The 20,822-nt window shown below is 47.4% G+C and carries 18 protein-coding genes; 8 read left to right on the forward strand and 10 right to left on the reverse strand.

Features of this window, described 5'->3' with window-relative positions; genetic code table 11:
* The first annotated feature begins 15 nt into the window (after positions 1–15).
* Positions 16–1,443, forward strand: a complete 1,428-nt coding sequence (locus QFZ78_RS24630; RefSeq protein ID WP_307551425.1) for an NAD-dependent malic enzyme — start codon at positions 16–18, stop codon at positions 1,441–1,443.
* Between the two features lie 250 nt (positions 1,444–1,693).
* A complete protein-coding gene (locus tag QFZ78_RS24635; RefSeq protein ID WP_307551426.1) occupies positions 1,694–5,251 on the forward strand; it encodes an Npt1/Npt2 family nucleotide transporter in 3,558 nt (1,185 codons plus the stop codon).
* Between the two features lie 270 nt (positions 5,252–5,521).
* On the opposite strand, the gene QFZ78_RS24640 is transcribed toward QFZ78_RS24635, so the two are convergent.
* The 7 genes from QFZ78_RS24640 to QFZ78_RS24670 all read right to left on the reverse strand — a co-directional run bounded on the left by QFZ78_RS24640 (position 5,522) and on the right by QFZ78_RS24670 (position 10,762).
* Complete coding sequence (locus tag QFZ78_RS24640) at positions 5,522–6,481, reverse strand: FecCD family ABC transporter permease (RefSeq protein ID WP_373461136.1); 960 nt, start codon at positions 6,479–6,481, stop codon at positions 5,522–5,524.
* 41 nt (positions 6,482–6,522) lie between these two features.
* Positions 6,523–7,536 carry a FecCD family ABC transporter permease gene (locus tag QFZ78_RS24645; RefSeq protein WP_307551428.1) on the reverse strand — a complete coding sequence of 338 codons (1,014 nt, stop codon included), beginning with the start codon at positions 7,534–7,536 and terminating at the stop codon, positions 6,523–6,525.
* A gap of 4 nt (positions 7,537–7,540) precedes the next feature.
* Positions 7,541–8,512 carry an ABC transporter substrate-binding protein gene (locus QFZ78_RS24650; protein ID WP_307551429.1) on the reverse strand — a complete coding sequence of 324 codons (972 nt, stop codon included), beginning with the start codon at positions 8,510–8,512 and terminating at the stop codon, positions 7,541–7,543.
* Between the two features lie 103 nt (positions 8,513–8,615).
* A complete protein-coding gene (locus QFZ78_RS24655; RefSeq protein ID WP_307551430.1) occupies positions 8,616–9,419 on the reverse strand; it encodes a helix-turn-helix domain-containing protein in 804 nt (267 codons plus the stop codon).
* 140 nt (positions 9,420–9,559) lie between these two features.
* The gene (locus tag QFZ78_RS24660; protein ID WP_307551432.1) at positions 9,560–9,937 is read right to left on the reverse strand and encodes a hypothetical protein; all 378 of its coding nucleotides are present in this window, start codon (positions 9,935–9,937) and stop codon (positions 9,560–9,562) included.
* 41 nt (positions 9,938–9,978) lie between these two features.
* Positions 9,979–10,188, reverse strand: coding sequence for a hypothetical protein (locus tag QFZ78_RS24665; RefSeq protein ID WP_307551433.1), 210 nt, complete (start codon positions 10,186–10,188; stop codon positions 9,979–9,981).
* A gap of 166 nt (positions 10,189–10,354) precedes the next feature.
* Positions 10,355–10,762, reverse strand: coding sequence for a DUF1761 domain-containing protein (locus tag QFZ78_RS24670; protein ID WP_307551435.1), 408 nt, complete (start codon positions 10,760–10,762; stop codon positions 10,355–10,357).
* 174 nt (positions 10,763–10,936) lie between these two features.
* On the opposite strand from QFZ78_RS24670, the gene QFZ78_RS24675 reads away from it, so the two are divergent.
* The 5 genes from QFZ78_RS24675 to tpx all read left to right on the forward strand — a co-directional run bounded on the left by QFZ78_RS24675 (position 10,937) and on the right by tpx (position 14,419).
* On the forward strand, positions 10,937–11,389 hold the full coding sequence (locus tag QFZ78_RS24675; RefSeq protein ID WP_307551437.1) for an HD-GYP domain-containing protein: 453 nt from the start codon (positions 10,937–10,939) through the stop codon (positions 11,387–11,389).
* Between the two features lie 105 nt (positions 11,390–11,494).
* The gene (gene pdaA, locus QFZ78_RS24680) at positions 11,495–12,256 is read left to right on the forward strand and encodes a delta-lactam-biosynthetic de-N-acetylase (protein WP_307555876.1); all 762 of its coding nucleotides are present in this window, start codon (positions 11,495–11,497) and stop codon (positions 12,254–12,256) included.
* A 305-nt stretch (positions 12,257–12,561) separates the two neighbouring features.
* Positions 12,562–13,491, forward strand: a complete 930-nt coding sequence (gene trxB / locus QFZ78_RS24685) for a thioredoxin-disulfide reductase (protein WP_307551439.1) — start codon at positions 12,562–12,564, stop codon at positions 13,489–13,491.
* A 37-nt stretch (positions 13,492–13,528) separates the two neighbouring features.
* Complete coding sequence (gene trxA / locus QFZ78_RS24690; protein ID WP_307551440.1) at positions 13,529–13,840, forward strand: thioredoxin; 312 nt, start codon at positions 13,529–13,531, stop codon at positions 13,838–13,840.
* Positions 13,841–13,894: 54 nt separating this feature from the next.
* On the forward strand, positions 13,895–14,419 hold the full coding sequence (gene tpx / locus QFZ78_RS24695; RefSeq protein WP_307551442.1) for a thiol peroxidase: 525 nt from the start codon (positions 13,895–13,897) through the stop codon (positions 14,417–14,419).
* 557 nt (positions 14,420–14,976) lie between these two features.
* Here the strand turns inward: tpx and QFZ78_RS24700 are convergent.
* Complete coding sequence (locus tag QFZ78_RS24700) at positions 14,977–17,307, reverse strand: UvrD-helicase domain-containing protein (protein ID WP_307551444.1); 2,331 nt, start codon at positions 17,305–17,307, stop codon at positions 14,977–14,979.
* A gap of 60 nt (positions 17,308–17,367) precedes the next feature.
* Between QFZ78_RS24700 and QFZ78_RS24705 the strand changes: the two genes are divergently transcribed.
* On the forward strand, positions 17,368–18,231 hold the full coding sequence (locus QFZ78_RS24705; protein WP_307551446.1) for a YihY/virulence factor BrkB family protein: 864 nt from the start codon (positions 17,368–17,370) through the stop codon (positions 18,229–18,231).
* A 26-nt stretch (positions 18,232–18,257) separates the two neighbouring features.
* Here the strand turns inward: QFZ78_RS24705 and uvsE are convergent, their stop codons facing one another.
* Both uvsE and pyk read right to left on the reverse strand, forming a co-directional pair.
* Positions 18,258–19,205, reverse strand: a complete 948-nt coding sequence (uvsE, locus tag QFZ78_RS24710; protein WP_307551448.1) for a UV DNA damage repair endonuclease UvsE — start codon at positions 19,203–19,205, stop codon at positions 18,258–18,260.
* Positions 19,206–19,375: 170 nt separating this feature from the next.
* Complete coding sequence (pyk, locus tag QFZ78_RS24715; RefSeq protein ID WP_307551451.1) at positions 19,376–20,788, reverse strand: pyruvate kinase; 1,413 nt, start codon at positions 20,786–20,788, stop codon at positions 19,376–19,378.
* Between the last annotated feature and the right edge of the window lie 34 nt (positions 20,789–20,822).

The raw sequence follows: 20,822 nt of genomic DNA on the forward strand, positions 1-20,822 counted from the left end.
AGAGTGAACAGGAACATGTCAGTTCCAAGCGGTGCAACGACTTATATGATTTTTCGGCTTCAAATAGATAAAGAGTTAACCTCGCTCGGCGATATCGCTGCTACCATAGAAAAGACAGGGGGAGACATTGTAGGCATAGATGTCATTTCTTCCGGTCGCACGAGTACTGTCCGCGATATTACTGTGAATGTTTTCGATCAAACACATAGCCAGCTTATCGGCGAGTCTCTTCGAAGTCTAAGCGGTGTAAAGGTGATTCACGTATCGGACCGTACCTTCCTTGTCCACTTAGGTGGGAAGATTGAGATAAATTCGAAAATTCCAGTCAAAAACCGTGACGATTTGTCCCGGGTGTATACCCCTGGGGTCGCTCAAATTTGTACCGCCATTGCGGAAGAGCCAAGCAAAGCCTATTTGCTGACGATCAAACGGAATATGATCGCAGTGGTATCCGACGGTACGGCTGTACTTGGGCTTGGCGACATCGGACCGTTGGCCGCGATGCCAGTGATGGAAGGCAAAGCGATGCTGTTCAAACAATTCGCGGGCGTGGATGCATTCCCAATCTGCCTTGATACGAAGGATCCGGACGAAATCGTCAGCATCATCAAAGCGATAGCTCCAGCGTTTGGAGGCATCAATCTAGAGGACATATCGTCGCCTCGCTGCTTTGAGATCGAAGAACGGCTGAAGCGTGAACTCGATATTCCCGTGTTTCATGATGACCAACACGGGACGGCGGTCGTGCTGCTTGCCGGATTGTTGAATGCGCTGAAAATAACAGGCAAACAAATGTCGGACATTAAAGTTGTTGTTAACGGCATTGGGGCGGCAGGTATCGCTTGCTCTAAGATGCTGCTCGCCGCTGGCGTGCGTAACTTAATCGGAGTGGACCGCTATGGCGCGATTAACCGAAATACACAGTACGACAATGCGCATTGGACCGAGTTTGCCCAGATGACGAATCCGAACTTGGAAGCAGGGAGTTTGTCCGACGTTATCCAGCATGCGGATGTATTCATTGGCGTTTCCGCTCCTAACATTTTAACAGTAGATGATGTTCGATCCATGGCGAGGGACCCGATTGTCTTCGCGATGGCGAACCCCATGCCGGAGATCGATCCCGAGCTTGCCAAGCCCTATGTGAGAGTGATGGCTACAGGGAGATCTGATAAGCCGAATCAAATCAATAACGTTCTTTGCTTTCCCGGTATTTTCCGCGGCGCTTTGGATTGCAGGGCGAGTGAGATCAATGAGGAAATGAAGCTGGCGGCTGCTCAGGCTATTGCATCCGTAGTAACCGATGAAGAATTGAATGAGACTTATATTATCCCAAGCGTTTTTAACCAGAAAGTGGTGGAAAAGGTAAGGGAGGCAGTTGTTGAAGCAGCCTATCGTACAGGGGTGGCACGCAAGAGCATGAGAGATCCCAATAAGGAGTAGAACAGTCCCTAATAGGGCTCAGTTCTTCGCCTTAAAAGAGAAGATCTGCAAGGAAATCGTCATAGCATAGAACCGTTCCATTGCTGGGGCGGCTTTTTTTCATTTTTTAGCTGATTTAATTCGGTTGAGTTTCGTAGTATTGTGACGGATTGTGTCTCTTTTTTTTTAATAAATTAGTTATTTAATCCTAGGACTTCTGGTACAATTTCATTAGGCGTCTTTAAGCGTCGATTCTAAAATGAGGTGTATCATGAGCCGTATGATGTTTAGCAAAACTTATCAGATCTTTTTACATAAATTCGCTGAAGATAAGCAAGAGTATGGGAAAGTTTTTCTCTTATTCGCTTATTTATTTTGTGTCGTTTCAGCCTCAACCATCGGGAGAACCGCGGCAGATACGCTTTTTTTAAGCCGGTTTGATAATTCCTATTTATCTCTGATGTACTTGCCTCAGGCCCTGGTCATGATCATGGCGGGGATCCTTTTTCAACGATACTCACCGAAGGTTCGGTTGGAAAGCCTCATGAAGATCCTAATTCCGCTAATCTCCGTACTGGTTCTAGTTTCTAGGTTTGGTGTGGGACTAGAGCTGCGTTGGGTGTTTCCTGTTATCTACATCGGCTATGACGTGTTTAATTTCCTGATGATTGTTTGTTTCTGGCAGTTCGCCACATCAGTGATGAATCAGAGGAAAGCCAAGCAGATGATTGGAATCGTAGGAAGCGGGGGGATTACGGGGGGGATTTTAAGCGGGTTTGGGCTAAAAGCACTCGTTCCGCTCGTAGGCACGGCGAATCTGATTTACTTTTATGCGGGTCTACAGCTGCTCGGTTTGGTGGCCGTTTATTTGATCTTAAGTTTCGCTAAGGAATCGATAGAAGCCAAACCGGCTCAGCCTAGGACAACAACGGCGAAGCAGGCCGTACGTCGGAAATCAGGTTTATTCGCGAGCGTTCCTCATCTGAAATATGTCGCCATTTTATCTGCAGCACTCGTATTATCTCTCACATTAATTGATTATCAATTCAAGGTGATCCTGAGAGGGACCTTACAGAATGAGGCCTTGGCTGGGTTTATGGGCAGCTTCTATGGGTTCTCCGGGTTGATTGCTTTATTTGTTCAATTGTTTATATCCAGTCGCATCTTGACGCGATTCGGCGTGATGACCGCCTTGCTTGTCTTCCCGATTACCTTAATTGCTGGCAGTTTTGGTATTTTAGTCCTGCCTGTACTGGCTATGGCTGTAATCGTGAAAGGAAGCGATAAAGTTGTCGGGGATACTCTCTACTCCTCAGTGAGCCAATTAGTGATGTTCCCTGTTCCACCGGAGTGGCGGGGCAGAGCAAAGAGCTTCCTAGATGGCATTGTCCGCAATGGGGCCAAGGGGTTGGCTGCCATTTGTTTACTTATCGTAACGCGGCTGCTTGCTCCTGAACAATTGAGTTATATCGTGCTGGTTTTGCTTGTGATTGGAATCGTTGCGGGGATAAAGGTCAAGAAAGCCTATCTGCATACCCTCTTATCTAATCTCAAAACAGGGGGAGACGATCTCCAGAAGGTTGAACTCAATCTAATGGACCCTGCTAGTCGGCAAATCCTGATTGATGCGCTATCCAGCTCAGATAAGCAGCAAGCTTTGTACGCCTTCGGTCTTTTACGAGAGATGGACTCCTTCGAACTAACGCCTCATCTAGACGGACTGCTGCATCATTCAATTCCTGAAATGTGTATGGAAGCCTTGGCCTATGTGGAGCAAAAGGTGCCGGACGGCTTCGAACCTATCTTGCAATTCTTGGTGGCAACCGAAAACAATCAGGTGAAAGCTAGGGCAATAATGGCGCTAGCAGCGTATGCCAATGAGGAATATGTAGATGAAATAACCGTTCATCTAGAAGATCAATCAGTGGAGGTACAAGCAGCTGCCATCGCTGGTTTGGTGAAATATTATAGTATTGAAGGTATGTTTCGAGCGGTCGGGAAATTGAAACAAATGATGGAAAGCGGGCATGAAGAAGAACGGATTGCGATGGCTGCCTTATTTGGACAAATTCGTGTGAAAAATTTCTATAAACCGCTGATTTCTCTCTTACAAGACAGCAGTCCGCAGGTTCGAATTCGCGCTTTAGAATCTGCCGCTATTCTTCATGTACCTCCGTTAATTGTACCGATAGTTGCGATGTTAAAAGACAGCCAAACCCGGCGCTACGCCACCCAGGCCCTCGCTGCTTATGATGAGCAGGATATTTTGCCACAGTTAGCGCCTTATTTGAACCAGAGAGAAATTGGCTTGTATTTACCAGCCGTATTCGAACGAATCGCTACGCAGAGAGCCTTCGATATGCTGTTCGACTGCTACGAGGCTGCCAACTACGACATGCGTGATCGCATTTTGGAATCGCTGCTTCGTATGCATAAGAGACTACCTTTTGTGGACAGCCACAAAGTAGAGACTTATATTCTCCGCGAATTAAAGCTGCATGGGCAGTTTGCTGAACATGGGGCGAGCATTGTTGGGATAGAGGGCTGCTCGGACATCAAGAATATCATAAGAGAAATTCGAACAGCGATCAGTCGACGCATCTTCCAGTTGTTATCGCTCATCTATGAAGAGAAAACGATGCAGGCCGTCTATATCGACTGGTCCGAAGGGGATACCAGGCAGCAGGCCAATGCGGAGGAAGTGATCGATCAAACGCTTCGAGGAAGCCTGCGCACGGAAATGACGACATTTATGTCAGGCTCAAGCGTGGTGGTTAGGAATTCAGTAACGGACATGCCACTAAGCGAACAGTTGAACTGGTTATCCGCGCAAGGGGATGATTGGCTCAAGCAAGCGATACAGCATCTCACCATGGACAAGCCCAGAACTTCACCAAATGAGGATCTCTCGGATTTGATGCATCGCGTGCATTTGCTCCGTCATGTATCTTTGTTCCAAGGGATGATCAGCAGAGATCTCTCTGTTATTGCACGGCGACTACATAAACTGAGTGTTCAGAAGGGGGCAGTCATCATTCAGGAAGGGGATCTAGGAGATTCCCTGATGATTATGGATGGAGGTCGAGCCGGCGTATACCGAGGTTGGCAGCCGCTAGGCGAGCTGAAGCGGGGAGAATGCTTCGGTGAAATGGCGATTCTGACTCAGGGAGCCCGAACAGCAACCATTAAAGCCGAGGAGGATGTTCTTCTGTGGCGACTGGATTCCTCTGTTTTCTACGATATGATGTTCGATCAGACCAGCATTGCGGTTGAAATGATGAAGCTGCTGTCCCGCAGGTTGCGATCCGAATTGGAGCGGGGACAGACAGCGGTTAAGTCTGAACTGGAGCAAAGTCACGCAGAAGTCGCAGCCACCCTGCAATTGCCTGTAACCAAGACAGCAGAAGGCTTAACGAAGGACGAAGTCATTTTACGGCGGATTCTCGTGCTGCAAAAAGTAGATTTGTTCGTGCATCTAGCTCCTGAGGATTTCATTTGGCTCGCTCAAATGGTGGAAGAAGTTGCCTACGAACCTGGAGAAGTCGTCTGCCGCGCAGGTGATTTCGGAGATACCATGTATGGCATTATCGAAGGAAGCATTCGTGTGCATAGAGGCAGTGAAGAGTACGCGGTTCTACAGGAAGGCGCGTTCTTCGGTGAGATGGCGATTATCGACAGCGGTCCTCGTTCGGCTGACTGTACGGCGAAGGAAGCTACCGTCCTGCTGCAGCTTCATCGGGATCTGGTGCTGACCTTTTGCTTCCAGAATATTGATGTTCTGCGAAGCATGATGAGAGTTATTGCGGATCGGCTGCGTGGTATGAGTTAAGGTAGACAGTAACCCGCAAAGGAATAGGGACCATATACGGCTTATGCTGATCTTTTGGATGAGAGCGCTAGTCCAGGTTGATGCGTAACATGCAAGGGATGACTCCTGGTCAAGGAGTTGTTGTATTTTTTACAACTTTAGGCCAGCTAATCCGCGTTTTCCCCAGGAATGTTGCAGTAAATACAACAATTTCTCCCCAAAGTATCTGACTTTACTCACCGGCAAAAAAGGATGCAAACCGTGAATCGGTTTTGCATCCTCTTTGGTGTATTACCCTCTACGCAGACGCTCCCTACGCAGCAAGTAGATAAAATAAGGTGCGCCGATGACGGCGGTCATGATGCCCACAGGCACTTCCCGCGGGAGGATAATGATGCGGCCGAGCAAGTCTCCCAGCAGCATCAAATCGGCGCCGATCAAGGCGGCTAGCGGGATCAGCCATTGATGCCGAGCGCCGACGATGCTCCGCGCGATATGGGGCGCGATCAGGCCAATGAAGCCGATCGCGCCAACGGCCGACACGGAGATGCCGGCGAGAGCAACGGCAAGCAGCAGCAGCCAGAAGCGCTGCTTCGCGATGTTCAGCCCGAGCGAGGTGGTGATATCGTCACCAAGCTGAAAAATATTCAGCTTCGCAGAGTTCGCCCACACGATAGGCAGGAGCCCGGCGATCCACGGCAGCAGCGTGTACACATCGTGCCAGCTTCGGCTCCATAAGCTTCCGGACAGCCAGAGCAGCGCCATGTTGATGTCGCTTGGGTGTCTGATAATCAAATACTGTGTGCCGGCTTGAAACACAGTCCCAATGGCAACGCCTACCAAGGCAAGAGAGGCCGGAGGGAGTGTTAATCGCCGACTTATCAGCAGTAGAAGAAGGAATGCAGAGAAGGCACCGACGAACGCAGCAATCGGCAAGAAGTAACTTGGCGATTTGGGAAAGAGAAAGATAACAGCCGCAGCCATGAATCCAGCCCCTTTGGTAATCCCAATAACATCAGGGCTGGCAAGCGGATTTCTCACCAAGCTCTGTAGAATAACACCGCCAACCGCTAGACCAAATCCCGCTAAAATTGCAACCAAGATGCGTGGCAATCGAACCTGATGCACGATGAAATAAGACGGACTCTTCTCATCCATGAATCCTGCCCATACATCTCCAAGCGGGATCCGCACGGCGCCAACATGTGCATAGATGATAGCGAGCACTATCATAATTGCGCATGCTGACATCAGGGAAAAAACAGGTTTTCGCATTGTTCGTGCTATCCTCTTCACCGCGCACCTCCTTGCTTGCGAGCTAAGTAGATGAAGTATGGCGCGCCAATCGCAGCTGTCACAATGCCAACCGGTGATTCGAATGGAAAAGCGATAAAGCGGCTGAGGAAGTCGGCGTATAGAAGTAAAATCCCCCCAAGTAGAGCTGTAAACGGGCCAAGAATCGTTAAGTTCGGGCTGACCATGGCGCGAGCCATGTGCGGAACAAGGAGACAAACGAAACCAATCGGACCACATAAGGCTACTGCGGATCCGGCGAGTACGATGACGAGTAGAATACTGATTCCACGCACGAGGTTAACACGTTGGCCTAAACCTACCGCAATGTCGTCATCCATTAGCAGCAGCTTGAATGAGGGGAGCATGAAGCTGAATAGCATCATGCCGCCTACAAAAAAAGGTAAAATGATGCGAACTTCCGTCCAAGCCGCTTGATTCAAGGAGCCAACAAGCCAGAAGACCATGCTGTCAGTGGCATGCTGATTCATGATAATGAAGCCTTCCGTCAGCGAAGACATGAGGAAGTGGATGGTTATCCCGGCTAGGGCTAAACGCACGTATTGCTGACGTCCCGTTCCTGCTAATGACCAAATGAGCAGCGCGCTTAGGGCTGCCCCTGCGAATGCGAAGCCAATTAGGCCTATATTGCCAAAGTGGGGTAAAACGACAAGTCCCACCACCACGGCCAAAGCCGCTCCGGCATTAATCCCGAAAATGTGTGGGGATGCTAGTGGGTTCTTGGTTGTTAGCTGTGTAAGCAATCCTGCTAAGGCTAGCTGCATGCCTACGATACATGCCATGATGGCACGTGGTAAACGTAGTGTTTGGATGTAGAGGTGAGCTTTGTCATTGCCTTGGTAGGTCACGGCCTCGATCAAGGTGCGCCAGGAGACCTGAGCCTGGCCCCATTTCAAACTACAGATCACACCCATCATCATAATGAGAATAGAGATAGAAAAAAGGAAGAGCAGAGGCCATTTACGGCTCTGCTTCTCATATGTAGGATTCATTGGACTATTGCCCCAAATTCTTCACGATATCCTCGAGGATTTTCTCAGATCCGAGGAATCCACGCGATAGAGACCAGTCACGTCGTTCTACAGTGAACACTTTTTTGTTCGCTACAGCGTCAATTTTTTGCCATAACGGGTTTGTTTCCCATTGTTTGATGATGGTTTCTTTTTCCGTAGGCAGCAGGAACAGGACTTGCGGATTGGCTTCAACCAGTTGTTCTAGCGTGATCTGCGGATAAGCGGCAGTATTTTTAATAGGGTCCGTGTACCCTAGCATCGCTAGGAAGGAACCGCTATAAGCGTGATCAGAATGAGCGAAGAATCCTTTGGGATTCACAACTGCGGGAAGAACACGAAGATTCGTTGAACCTAGTTTCTTTTTCAAAGACTCAACCTTTGTTTGATGCTCAGCTAGGCGTTTCTTGCCTTCTTCTTCTTTGCCAACGGCTTTAGCGATAATTGCAACGTTCTTGAGCATTTGATTGTAATCAGCTTGGAAATCATCTAACACCAGAACCGGAGCAATTCCTTTGAGCTGGGGAATGGCATTCTTGTGTTTGTTTACGTCGACAATGATCAAATCGGGTTTAAGTGAACTAATTAGCTCAATGTTTGGCTCATAGCGGGAACCAACAGATTTGTATGTTGTCAACTGACTTTTTACTGAGTCCATGAATAGATCAGGGCTGTTGTCGTCAGCAATACCAACAGGCTGTACGCCTAACGTGACGAGGATATCGGTGAACCCGAATTCCATCGTAATAATGCGTTCAGGTTTCTTAGGTAGTTCGACGGTTCCAACCGCATCTTGAACCGTAATTTTACCCTCGGATTGAGCACTAGGCTTCTGGCTTGCTGCAGCCGGTGTTGTTGCAGCTGATTCGGTATTCGTCGTTTTGCCACAAGCTGCAAGGCTTATTGCAAATACGCTGATCAGTGCGATAAGACAAAGACGAGCGATATGGTTTTTCATTTTCGGTTTCCCCCATGACAATGATTATTATTCTCATTTGGAATCATACCGAATAATTCCGTTTTAGGACATGTCTAATATGTATAATGAACATGTCCTATTATTAGATTTTGTTTTGGCTTGCAAGGAATACGGAAGGAGAATAGCCTGTTTTTTTCTTGAAAACCTTGCTGAAATGAAAATAATCAACAAAACCGACGCGTCCTGCAACTTCTTTGGCAAGTAAATCGGTGTGGAGAAACATTTGTTTAGCTTTCTCAATACGCAGTGTGTACAAATAATTCATCATCGTAGCACCGGTATGCTTTTTGAATAGAACCGTAAAATAACCTATACTCATGCCTGCTCGTCTGGCCAACATCGGAAGTGAAAGCTCAACCATATAATGTTCATTCATATAGGAAAGAGTCTCTTCAATCGATTCGGCTGAAGACTTTTTCTCTTGGGTCAATTGAGATTCATATAAATAAATGAAGAGAATGCGCTCCAACATGATTCGCTTACGAAATATATGGGCAGCCTCTTCTTCAGCCGTGAGTGGATGAAGATCATGAGTTGTTCGGATAAGCTCATCCAGCATATAGTGAATTTTGATCTCGCTGAGTGTGGTAAGTGGGCCTTGTAACGTCCATGTGTTTTCGTCAGGGAGCATTCGGTAAGTGATGATAACGTACTCCACGGTTTTGGTTTTGGGAACTTGGATGGAATAGGTACCTTGATCCGGATGGCAGGCATAGGCTTGTGAACAAACCGTCGGTTCTTGATCTTGGCCAAGTATCGTGATGTGTCCACGGCGTACGATAATAAGCTGATACTTATTGGCCGGGCATTCGGCCGTAAGAGAGGAACTATTCGTCTCGATCTGTTCAATGAGAGGGACAAGCGGAATAAGTTGATGAAAGTTCATGATCAAGTCGTAATCCTTTCCTAATGAGCTTCTCTTCATTTGATAGTGACATAGTTGTGTGTTCACAACAAGTTAGTAACATAAAAAAACGCCCATGCGGGCGTTTTTTAGTTGTCCCTGAAGGACGACGTTGTCGTTTCTTACATGGCGTATACACTTTTGATAATAATTTCAGGTAATTCAGCACGTTGTGCTTCATATTGCTCAGGCGAAATGCTGCCGCTGGACAGCCGTAAATTTAATTGTTCGGTTAACTCTGCTAATTGAAGCTCAATGACTTTCTGAACATCAACTTTGTTGGCTTCGGCTATATCTGCAAGAGATAACCCATTATACTGGGCAATGTAAATGTCTTCCTCAGAGGATAGCCCCAGGACATGCAGCAGATCTTCTTTTATAGGAACAGTATTCTGTTTATTTGCAATTGGACTAGCTCTTAAAGGATCAATCCATGTGGTTCCCCCCATGCTTAAGGTAAGGGCCATTGTACTGATCAGGAGCATTTGCTTCCGGTTCATTGTATCCTCTTTTCTAGTGATTAAACATTTGGTCATCATACTTAACGCCGCACAAAGGTCATGTGCCAACTATCTGAACGACTCAAGGATCTCGAGTTCTTGGCTTTATTGTGAAACAAGAAGTTAATATCCCTCAAAATTAACTTTTGTTTACTTTTCACACGAATAAGTATTTGCTGCAGCAGTATCGTTTTTCCAGCGCCAACCGAGATTGGTGAGCTACCGCCAACGATTCCATTAAGTTGAAGCACTATCTCCACCCCCAAAGATCTTGTGCTCCAGTATATTCGAGTGAATGCCAAGTGGAATGGGGGGATATACCTGAATAAACAATTTAGACGATTTTGAAACACGTTAAAGGCAATAAAAAAAGAGCGTCTCCTGTGGAGGCGCTCTTGTGAGTCTATCCCGATGACATTAGGACTGCCAGGATCCAATGATAATGCCAGCAATCAAATAGGATACCAAGTGGTAGCCGATGGTGATGAAATACAACTGCAGCTTGCTATTCTCAAACAAATAATTCATCCCGATTTTCAGCGAAATGCTTAGCCCGATAAGTAGGCCAATCGTAAGCCCTGTCAACCAGGTTGTCTCATTGCCAAGCGTCAAAAGAAGTGCCAGGATAAAGGCGCCCCCTAATGCGGTTAGTGCCGTAAGGATGTAAGTGATGGGGCCTCCGCCTTTCATCTCTTCCATTTTCATATTTCGCAGCTTGACCCATGCATTTCCGAATAAGACCGGCGAATACCACAGGAAACCAAGTACCATGGTGCTTAATGTCGCAACAAGTACGGCCAGGTAGTTTACTTCTAATAAATTCAAGATTATAGCCCCCATTAATCGTGGATTAGGTGTGTATCTGGTACAAAAGTATACCATATGACACTGCGAAAGTAGTAGGTATAAATTACTCTAAAGGACGAAGTCACGAATCGTATGGCGGGATACAATAGGTTTGTAAGCGAGATCAGAACAAGAAGGAGGCAGGGCAGCACGATGATTCGTTTGAAACGCAAAGTGATGATCGTTTCACTCAGCCTCTCCACTTTCCTCGTTATGGGTACGGCTTACGCCTACTCGGAGGGGCCGGATTATATGTTTGAAAAAGAAGGGAAATTGACAGAGTTTGAGTTCGAAGTGGTACAGGAGCACTGCTTCATGGCGAAGGAATTGTGCGAGGGTATCCCCGATTTTCAAGAGGTCGAGAAAGCGTTCCTTTATCATCATGAAAAAGTAGATGGCACTGGCTATCCGTATCGTCTCACGGGCGATCAAATACCGCTGCTTTCGCAAATGCTCGGCTTAGTGGAAGTATTCCTCGCCATGACGACGCCGCGATCATACCGCCAAGCCACGTCGCCGAGAGAAGCGTACGCAGAAATTCAGAAGCTAGTCGGACACGCTTTTCGGGCTGACATTGTGGATGCTTTTGGGAAAGTGATAGATTGAAAAAGAGCACATAATCTCCGTCTAACATGTGGCATATTAGTAACAGTCTATGTAGGCTGTACCAATCCACAGAAGGCAAGGAGTGAATGTTTAACCGTGAAATACATGCGAATTCTGACGATCGTGCTCGCCATGCTGCTCGGACAAGCGACGATGGCATCGGCCGACGGGTCTTATCATTTTGGGTTTAAGAAAAGCTCAAACGGACAAGCCCCGTCCATTGACCAAGAGGGCTTCAAAGCTCTGTTGAAGCAGCGAGGGGCTATTTTTACAGGAGATCCAGCTGTAAAGGAATTGTATTTAACCTTCGATAATGGTTATGAGCAGGGCTATACCGGTAAGATTTTGGACGTGCTAAAGGAGAAGCAAGTACCCGCGATCTTCTTCGTGACGGGGCATTATATCAGGACGGAGCCTGAACTGTTAAAGAGAATGGCACAGGAAGGCCATTTGATCGGCAACCATTCTTGGAGCCATCCGGATTTGAGTCAAATATCGGCAGAACGCATTCAGAAAGAATTAAATCAAGTGAAAGATGAGGTCAGCACTCTTACTGTACAAAAGGAAATGCGCTATCTTCGCTCGCCGCGGGGGATATTTAATAGCCAATCGTTAGCAGTTAGTCAAGGGCTTGGCTATACGAACGTGTTTTGGTCCGTCGCTTACCGCGATTGGGAGCCACAGCATCAGAAGGGCTGGGAGTATGCCTACAAAAATGTGATGGCGCAGCTGCATCCAGGTGCTGTCATTTTGCTTCATTCGGTGTCCAAAGATAACACGGAGGCACTGGCCAAAATCATTGACGATGCGAGAAGTCAGGGCTACCAGTTCAAGAGTCTCGATGAGATGAAAAGCCGGACGCCATAAGTAAGCTGTACAAAGTGAAAACTCCTTAGCTCAGTTAGTACAAGGCTAAGGAGTTTTTTATTCGATTCCAAAAGTCTTTGGATTTCACTTTCAAGGTTAAGCTGCGACAGCGTTTGTCGCGGCTTTTGCTCGTTTTTATGGACCAGATAAAGTTTTAAGTATTTGAATTTATATTGCATGCAAATTAATTGTTGACAATATTAAATGGAATTGGTATGATTCATTCATAAAGTTGTTTCAAATTAAATTGCTAACAAACAATAAAAAATCATACAAATAACATGAAGCATCAAGGAGGCGTTCCTATGCATCACAAAGCGATCATTATCGGAACTGGACCAGCCGGGTTAACCGCAGCGATTTACCTGGCAAGGGCGAACATGTCGCCTTTAGTCATAGAAGGTATACAACCTGGAGGGCAGTTAACTACCACCACAGAAGTAGACAACTTCCCAGGGTTCCCGGATGGCATCACGGGGCCGGAGTTGATGGATAATATGCGTAAACAGGCCTTGCGTTTCGGTGCTACGATTCAGCCAGGTCGGGTCTCAGAAGTCGATATGTCCAAACGTCCATTCACCTTGTTTTTAGAGGATGGAGGTCAATTGACGGCGGATTCGCTAATCATTTCAACAGGGGCAACGGCCAAGAAACTGGGCATTCCCGGTGAATCCGATAATATTGGTAAAGGCGTTAGCACCTGTGCAACTTGCGATGGATTTTTCTTTAGAAACAAGAAGATTATCGTAATTGGCGGTGGGGATACCGCGATGGAAGAGGCACAGTTCTTGACTCGATTCGCTTCCGAAGTGCGCGTTGTGCATCGCCGTGACGATCTGAAAGCATCGAAAATCATGCAGGATCACGCCCGCAGCAATCAAAAAGTTGCCTGGAGTCTCAATCGGACACCGCTTGAAGTTGTAGCTGGCCCTCTTGGAGTGACCGGACTTATGGTGCTCAATAACGTAACTGGTGAGGAAGAACTGCTGGAGGCCGATGGAATTTTTCTGGCGATTGGACATACTCCGAATACAGGCTTCCTAGGCGGACAGCTGCCAACAGATGAACTCGGATATTTGCAGGTTATTCCCGGAACGTCACAAACGACTGTGCCTGGTGTATTCGCCTGTGGGGATGTGCAGGATCGCATTTATCGCCAAGCGATTACATCGGCAGGAAGCGGTTGTATGGCCGCACTAGATTGTGAACGATTTATTTCAGAACAGCATGCTTAATGCTTTTAATAATAAAAACCTTTAGGAGGAATTAGCCATGTCAGTTAAACAAATTTCCGATGCTACTTTTAACAATGAAATTGAAGCAGGTACTGTACTTGTAGATTTTTGGGCCCCTTGGTGCGGACCTTGTAAAATAATCGCTCCCATCCTAGATGAACTATCTGCTGAGATCGGCGATGCAGCCAAGATTGTAAAAATCAATGTGGATGATAACCCAGAATCCGCCTCCAAATATAACGTCATGAGTATCCCTACTCTGCTCGTTTTCAAGGATGGACAATTGGTTGATCAGATGGTTGGGGTACAACCTAAAGAGAAGCTTAAAGCAGTTATCGAGAAGGCATAACATACAACGAATCAAATTTGTTAAAACATATAAAATTACAGGAGGAATACGAATATGACACAGGTACAAGAACGCACAGGGGTAGCAACAGCAGGAGGGAATCCAATTACTTTGCTAGGACCGGAGATTAAGGTTGGGGATCAAGCGCCAGATTTCAAAGTGAATAAGGATTTAATGACAGAGGTCAGCCTATCGGATTATGCAGGCAAAGTGAAGCTGATTTCAGTCGTCCCTTCCGTGGATACGGGCACATGCGATGCACAGACGCGTCGTTTCAATGTGGAAGCAGATAAGCTAGGCGATAATGTCGTCATATTGACGATTTCCGTGGATCTTCCTTTTGCACTGAGTCGTTTCTGCGGGGCTGCAGGCATTGATAAAGTCGTAACCTTATCTGATTATAAAAGCCGTGCTTTCGGCCAAGCATATGGCGTTTTGATTAAAGAGATTCAGCTCGATCAGCGTGCGATATTCATCTTGGATGAGAACAATACGGTTCGTTATGTGGAGTATTTAACGGAGATGAAGGAGCATCCGAATTATGATGCGGCTTTAGATGCTTTGAAAGAACTTGTGTAACAGAAAAAAGAGCAGCATTCCCACTAGGGATTGCTGCTCTTTTTTCTGTTATGGGGTAAGGTGAAGCTTACCCCTATTTAGCATGTTTAGCTATGGATTTGCCGCTGAGCTGAGTGAGATTGTAGATAAATGATAATCATCGGCTCGGTAAGTGACTATTGGAAGATTAGGAAGGCAAGTTGTACAACGTACAACAATTTCCTTGATTTCTTCTGTGCAAGCTAAAGATTGTTGTATGTTGTACAACAATTCTATTTAGCCTCATCCCATGCTATAGAGCTACTTTTGGCTGGAATTGTTGTAATTTATGCAACAATCGCGTGGAAAATGGGGATTTGCTTGCCTAAAGTTGTACAATGTACAACTTTCACGGATGAGCAAGTGAATGTTTCAATACATTCGACTTGGGTGTACTTGATTTTATTGCATCAACATTGACAAACATTGTCGCCAAAGGACAGCATAAGCCGACAGCAGTAGAGTAGCCTAGGTAATCCCTCCAACAAATACGGGTGAATTCTACCCGTGTTAGAAGGGAGCATGTAGGCAATGCTCGGCTAACGCGTGAGCGAAACCATGCGGCTGCCCTTGACCATGGCTGTGCTGCACAAGGGGCACGCCTTCGCCGCAAGCTTCGCTTCCTGCGGCGAAGAGATGCGTGACCAGGCCTTGCAGCCGGCCTGCTCGCAGATCCACGCCGCGACCTGCTCAGTCGCGGCGGCGGGTTTCCCAGCGGCGGCCGGTCGCCGCGCCGCTGCTGTACCCACAGCCGCAGCGGGCTTGCGGCTGTCCACCGTGTCCGCGCCAGAGAACGCGGACAGCAGGAAGCGGGAAGGCTCCGCCTTCTTCCCGCGATAAAACGCCGGCGAGCTGATCAGCAACTCGGCCTTGGCGCGCGTGACGGCGACGTAGGCGAGTCGCCGTTCTTCCTCCAGCGCGGCAGTTCCCTTGTCGCGCCCTGTAACACCAGCCATCTTCACATCGTCCAGATGGCTGGCATCGAGTGCCGAGCTATGCGGCATATTGCCCTCAATTGCACAGAGCAAGTACACGATCGGGAACTCCAGTCCCTTCGATTTGTGAATCGTCATGAGCGAAATTTTATTCGCGAATTGTTCTTTTTGGAGCCGGCTCATTTCGTTGCGTTTTTCCGCCACCTCATGGATAAAATAAAGAAATTGCTCCACCGTATCGAACCGCTTGGCCGAAGACTCCAGCTCGTCCAGCGTTTCCTTCAGCATCTCTCTGTGACTCGTCAGCTTGCTGCGCTTGTTCGTCTCCAGGAAAGCATCATAGAAATCCTTGCGAATCGCCTGAACGGCATCCAAAGGCTTCATTTCAGCAAGCGATTTAATGAGTCGGATGCGGTTCTTCAGCTTTTCTTTTTGAAAATCCTTCAGCTGCGGCAGACCGAGCAGGTGGATGAGCGGCCACTTTTTCGCCTGAATCGCTTCCTGATCTTGAATAATCCGCATGCCTTGGTCTCGTCCTATATATAATGAAGGGAGTACACCTTCTATGGCTTCGAAATTGCGGCGTTCATGGGCAAGCCTTAAGTGATCGATAATCGGCTTCACCATCCACTGATCGTAGAAGGAGTCATTGCTTCCGTAGTCCACAAAAGGCAAATTATGAAGAATTAACTGCTCGATAATCGCTCGGCTGTTGCTGGCTGTCCGATACAAAATAGCGAAATCGCCATACTCGCTGCCACCCTCGGCTACTTTAATCCGAAGATCGTTAACTAACCAATCGGCCTCGTCATCACTATTCATAGGTTTCACATATTGCGGCTTGGTCTCACTTTGTTTGGTTGCTAGAAGGGTCTTACTTTTACGCTGCATGTTGTGTTTGATGATCGCATTCCCTAGACCGACGATACTTGAAGTAGAACGGTAATTAATATCAAGAGTAACCGTCTTCGCAGCAGGATACTTTTCATGGAACTGTAGAATAAATTCATTTCTCGCGCCATTAAACGAATAAATCGTCTGGTCATCATCACCAACAACCATCAAATTCCCGTGGTCCTTTGCAATCATTTGAATGATTTCGTATTGCACGGTATTCGTATCTTGGAACTCATCGACACTGATATAAGTGAATTTTCGCTGCAGCGAGCGCAAGACATCGGTATTTTGTTGCAATAGGTGGTAGGCTTTGATCAAAATATCATCAAAATCAATCTTTTGCTGTTCCATTTTCCACTGCTCATACTGCATGAAAATCCGCTTCACTTCTTTATCTTCTTCCGTTCCTTCAGGGAGGTCTTCGACCTCGATCAGCTGCATTTTATAAGAGGAAAGCAAGGAAATGAGCACTTCGGGTTGGTATGTATCCTGCAGCCCCATGCCCAGCATGATGCGCTTGAAGACAATTTGCTGATAGCGGCCATCACTCAGAATCTCTTGTTGTAACCCGTTCATTCGCAGTAATCTTAGGCAAAAAGCGTGAAATGTCCGAACTTGCATCGTATTGGTCATACTATGATCAAGACCCGGCATGGACGTGAGACGTTCCCGCATTTCTTCGGCGGCCTTTTTCGAAAAAGTAATCAATAACAAATTCGACGGATGGACCCGGTGGACACGCAGTAAATAAGCAACTCGGCACACCAGAACAGTTGTCTTCCCGGACCCGGCTCCCGCCAGGGTAAGTAGGGGACCTTTGAAATGGCGCACAGCCTGTACCTGCGCTTCATTCAGGAGAATCTGATGGCTTTCCAAGTCGCGGAAAAAGTAAGCGTCACGATCGCTATCTGACACAAAATCGGAACTATTCGTTAAAAGCGCCATACGCGCATGCGGGATAGGTCGCTCCGTGGTTTGTTTCGTACCTAATGGTGTAGGGTAAATAGAAAGAGAAGTCAAAATCATCACCTGTTTCATAGCAATACTGGACTACCTATTCTATCACATTTATAGACCGATGAAAGGACATATATGTACATGGGGATATCTTACTTAAAATTGCTTTGGAATCAGTTCGAAAAGCACGATGCCACAGGGCTTGCTGCCCAATGTGCCTACTATTTTCTGCTATCCCTGTTCCCCTTTCTGCTGTTTATTCTGAGTTTATTGGGGTATTTGCCGTTCTCCTCGGATGATGTCATCGGACTCATTAAAGAATATATTCCGGGGGCAGTCTCCGGGTGGATCGAGGAAACGCTTAGCAACCTGCTTGATGTGAAAAGAGGAGGCACACTTTCCTTCGGGTTAATATTGGCTTTGGTGAGTGCCAGCGCAGCGATGAATGCGATCGTCGTCGCGGTAAACAAAGCATATGGTCTGCCGGAGCGAAAAAGCTTTATACACTCGCGTTTTCTCGCTGTAATGCTGACCCTGGGCATGCTCATTGTCATCGCTTCAGCGTTGCTGCTTAGTGTGTTTGGTCATTGGATCGGGGACTGGACGCTTGCTAACATTTCCATTTCATCTAAACAAGTGGATCTGTGGAACAACCTACGCTGGATCGTGAACTTTGTGATCGTATTTGTCGTCTTCATCGGAATTTACTACATAGCGCCCAATACGTGTTTGACCTGCAAAAGTATCCTTCCTGGAGCGATATTTGCAGCAGCAGGGTGGCAATTAACATCCTTCGGATTTTCCTTCTATGTCAATCACTTCACGAATTATAGCGCCACTTACGGCAGTGTCGGGGGCATCATCGTGCTCATGACCTGGTTCTATATTTCTGCGCTCATCATTATCATTGGTGGTGAAATTAATGCGATAAAGCATGTGAAGAGCCACATTCATACGGTTTCATTGGATAAAAAGGATACGACAGCGAATAAAAACCGCTTCTGATTGTTGGTCAGAAACGGTTTTTTGTTCTACCACGTCAAAACGCCGCCATCCACTCGTTTCACGCCGCGAATTTTTCCAAGCTGCTCCGCGAGCCGGAACAAGGCTAGATCTTTCATTTTGGCTTCAATCATGACGTCGATACGGGGGAGGCCGACCTCCTTACAGCTCTTCAGAAAAGGGATGAGCTGATCGGGTTCAATGTAGTCGGAATGAGATCGGAACTCTTTCTCATCCTTTGGCGAGGAGACGTGAATTTTCATCGGAATGTCACCCCAGGTCTTAGCGATGTCTGGCAGTAGTTCGATGGGGGAGGTTGCGGATGGATTGCACCAATCATGGTGCAAATCCAGCATGCATGGGCGCTGCAGCCTTTCGCTCACGGCCAGCGTTTCCTCTAGCGTGTAAGTTTTGTCATCATTCTCAAAAGTAAGACGCCGCATAACATGTTCAGGCACATCCGGTATCTTAGCAAATAGCCGCTCTGTGGCGGCCGCTTTATCTCCGTACATACCGCCAACATGGATATTGATGATAGCTGACTCATCAAGTCTCATCCCATCCAAAATCGCCGCGTGATAGAACAAGTCCCTAATAGCGGCCTCCACAACCGAGTCACTCCCGTTTAGCAGCGTGAATTGATTAGGATGCATACTCAAGCGGATTCCCTGCGCGTACGCGAAGTCGCCGAGCTTTCGAAGCTCATCTTTATATTCGGTGGCCACATCAATCTGCACATCCGGATGAGTAGCGAGAGGAATGAGCGACGACGATAGTCGAAATAAGTGAATACCATGAGCGGCATTATAGTATAGGATCCGCTGAGTCGCTTCGAGATTTTTGCGTCCGATCTCAATGGCTCGTTGCAAAGCTTCCTCACGCGGACGCTGTGAGAACAGTTTGTATGTAAAGGTGGAGCTAGGGGTATTATTAAAAATCGCCATCGCCATAGACACGTATCCGAGTCGGATAATCATGGGGCCTCCGTTATACCATCATCATTTTGCTAGATTAGTCTGCCCCAAAAGGGAGTAATGACTTTAGGCGAAATTCAGGGAAATTCCCAAGCCACCAAACAAAAAAAGACACCCAGAGGTGTCTTTGCTGAACATTTCGTATAAGTCTGGTGAAGGACACAGCAGACGGTCTAAACCCGCTCAACCTTCAACAGGTTAGTTGTTCCTGATTTCCCCACTGGGATACCGGCGGAGACGACAGTGATGTCACCCTTCTTCACGTAGCCGAGTGTCTCAGCTTGACCGATGGCAGAGCGGATCATCGCGTCAGTGGAGTCGCAGAATTCGCCAAGGATTGGGATAACGCCCTGCACCATGCTCAAGTAGTTGATCGCAGATTCATTGGACGTCACCGCGATAATCGGCGCTTCCGGGCGGTACTTCGCGATCATCCGAGCAGTGAAGCCGCTCTCCGTTGGCGTCAAGATCGCTGCAGCGTGCAGCTTGTTAGCGGATGATACAACTGCTTGACACAGCACCTCAGTCACTTCGTTGTTCGACTGAAGCTGCGCGTCGATCAAGGAGCTGCGCTCCATGGTTTGCTCTACGCGCTCAGCGATCGTCGCCATCATCGTTACGGACTCGATGGGATACTTGCCTGCAGCTGTCTCGCCGGAAAGCATGACAACGTCGCTTCCATCAAGCACCGCATTCGCCACGTCACTCACTTCTGCGCGTGTTGGGCGAGGGTTGCGCTGCATGGAATCCAGCATTTGCGTTGCCGTAATAACAGGCTTGCCAGCTAAATTACAAGCGCGAATCATGTCTTTCTGCGCAATCGGAACTTCCTCCGTCGGAATCTCGACGCCTAGATCGCCCCGCGCAACCATGATACCGTCGGAAGCTTCAAGGATCGAAGCGAAGTTCGTCATGCCTTCTTCGTTCTCAATCTTCGAAATAATCGGCGTAAACGCAGCGCCATGCTGTTCCAAAATCCCGCGAACTTCTCTAACATCGTTTCCGTTACGAACGAAAGACATCGCGATGATGGAAATATTCTCTTCAATTCCGAACTTAATATGCATCACATCGCGCTCAGTTACACCAGGCAGGGAGGTACGCACGCCCGGTAAATTAACACCTTTACGCTGCTTCAAGACACTTTGATTCAAGACGCTGCAAGTAACTTCGGTACCGTCAATCATTTCTACACGCAGCTCTATAGAGCCGTCATCGATAAGAATGAGATTCCCAGGCTTAACATCCTGCGGAAGACCAGGGTAATTGACGGAAACACGGCTGGAATCGCCGATAATTTGTTCAGTTGTGAGCACTATGTGATCGCCGCTTTGCAAATCGTAGGAAGCATCTTTCAATTGACCGATGCGGATTTCCGGACCTTTAATATCCATCAGAATAGGGATGATGACACCAAGCTCCCCAGCTGCTTGTCGTACGCGCTGAATGCGTACCCGATGCTCATCTAAATCGCCATGAGCCATATTCAATCTGGCGACGCTCATGCCCGCGTGAATTAATTCTTTAAGAGTAGGGACGGAATCACAAGCGGGTCCCATGGTACAAATGATTTTTGTTTTACGCATGGTGTTTAGGACTTCCTTTCAATAGTAACGAATG

Source organism: Paenibacillus sp. V4I5, from assembly GCF_030817255.1.
Classification (GTDB): Bacteria; Bacillota; Bacilli; order Paenibacillales; family NBRC-103111; genus Paenibacillus_E.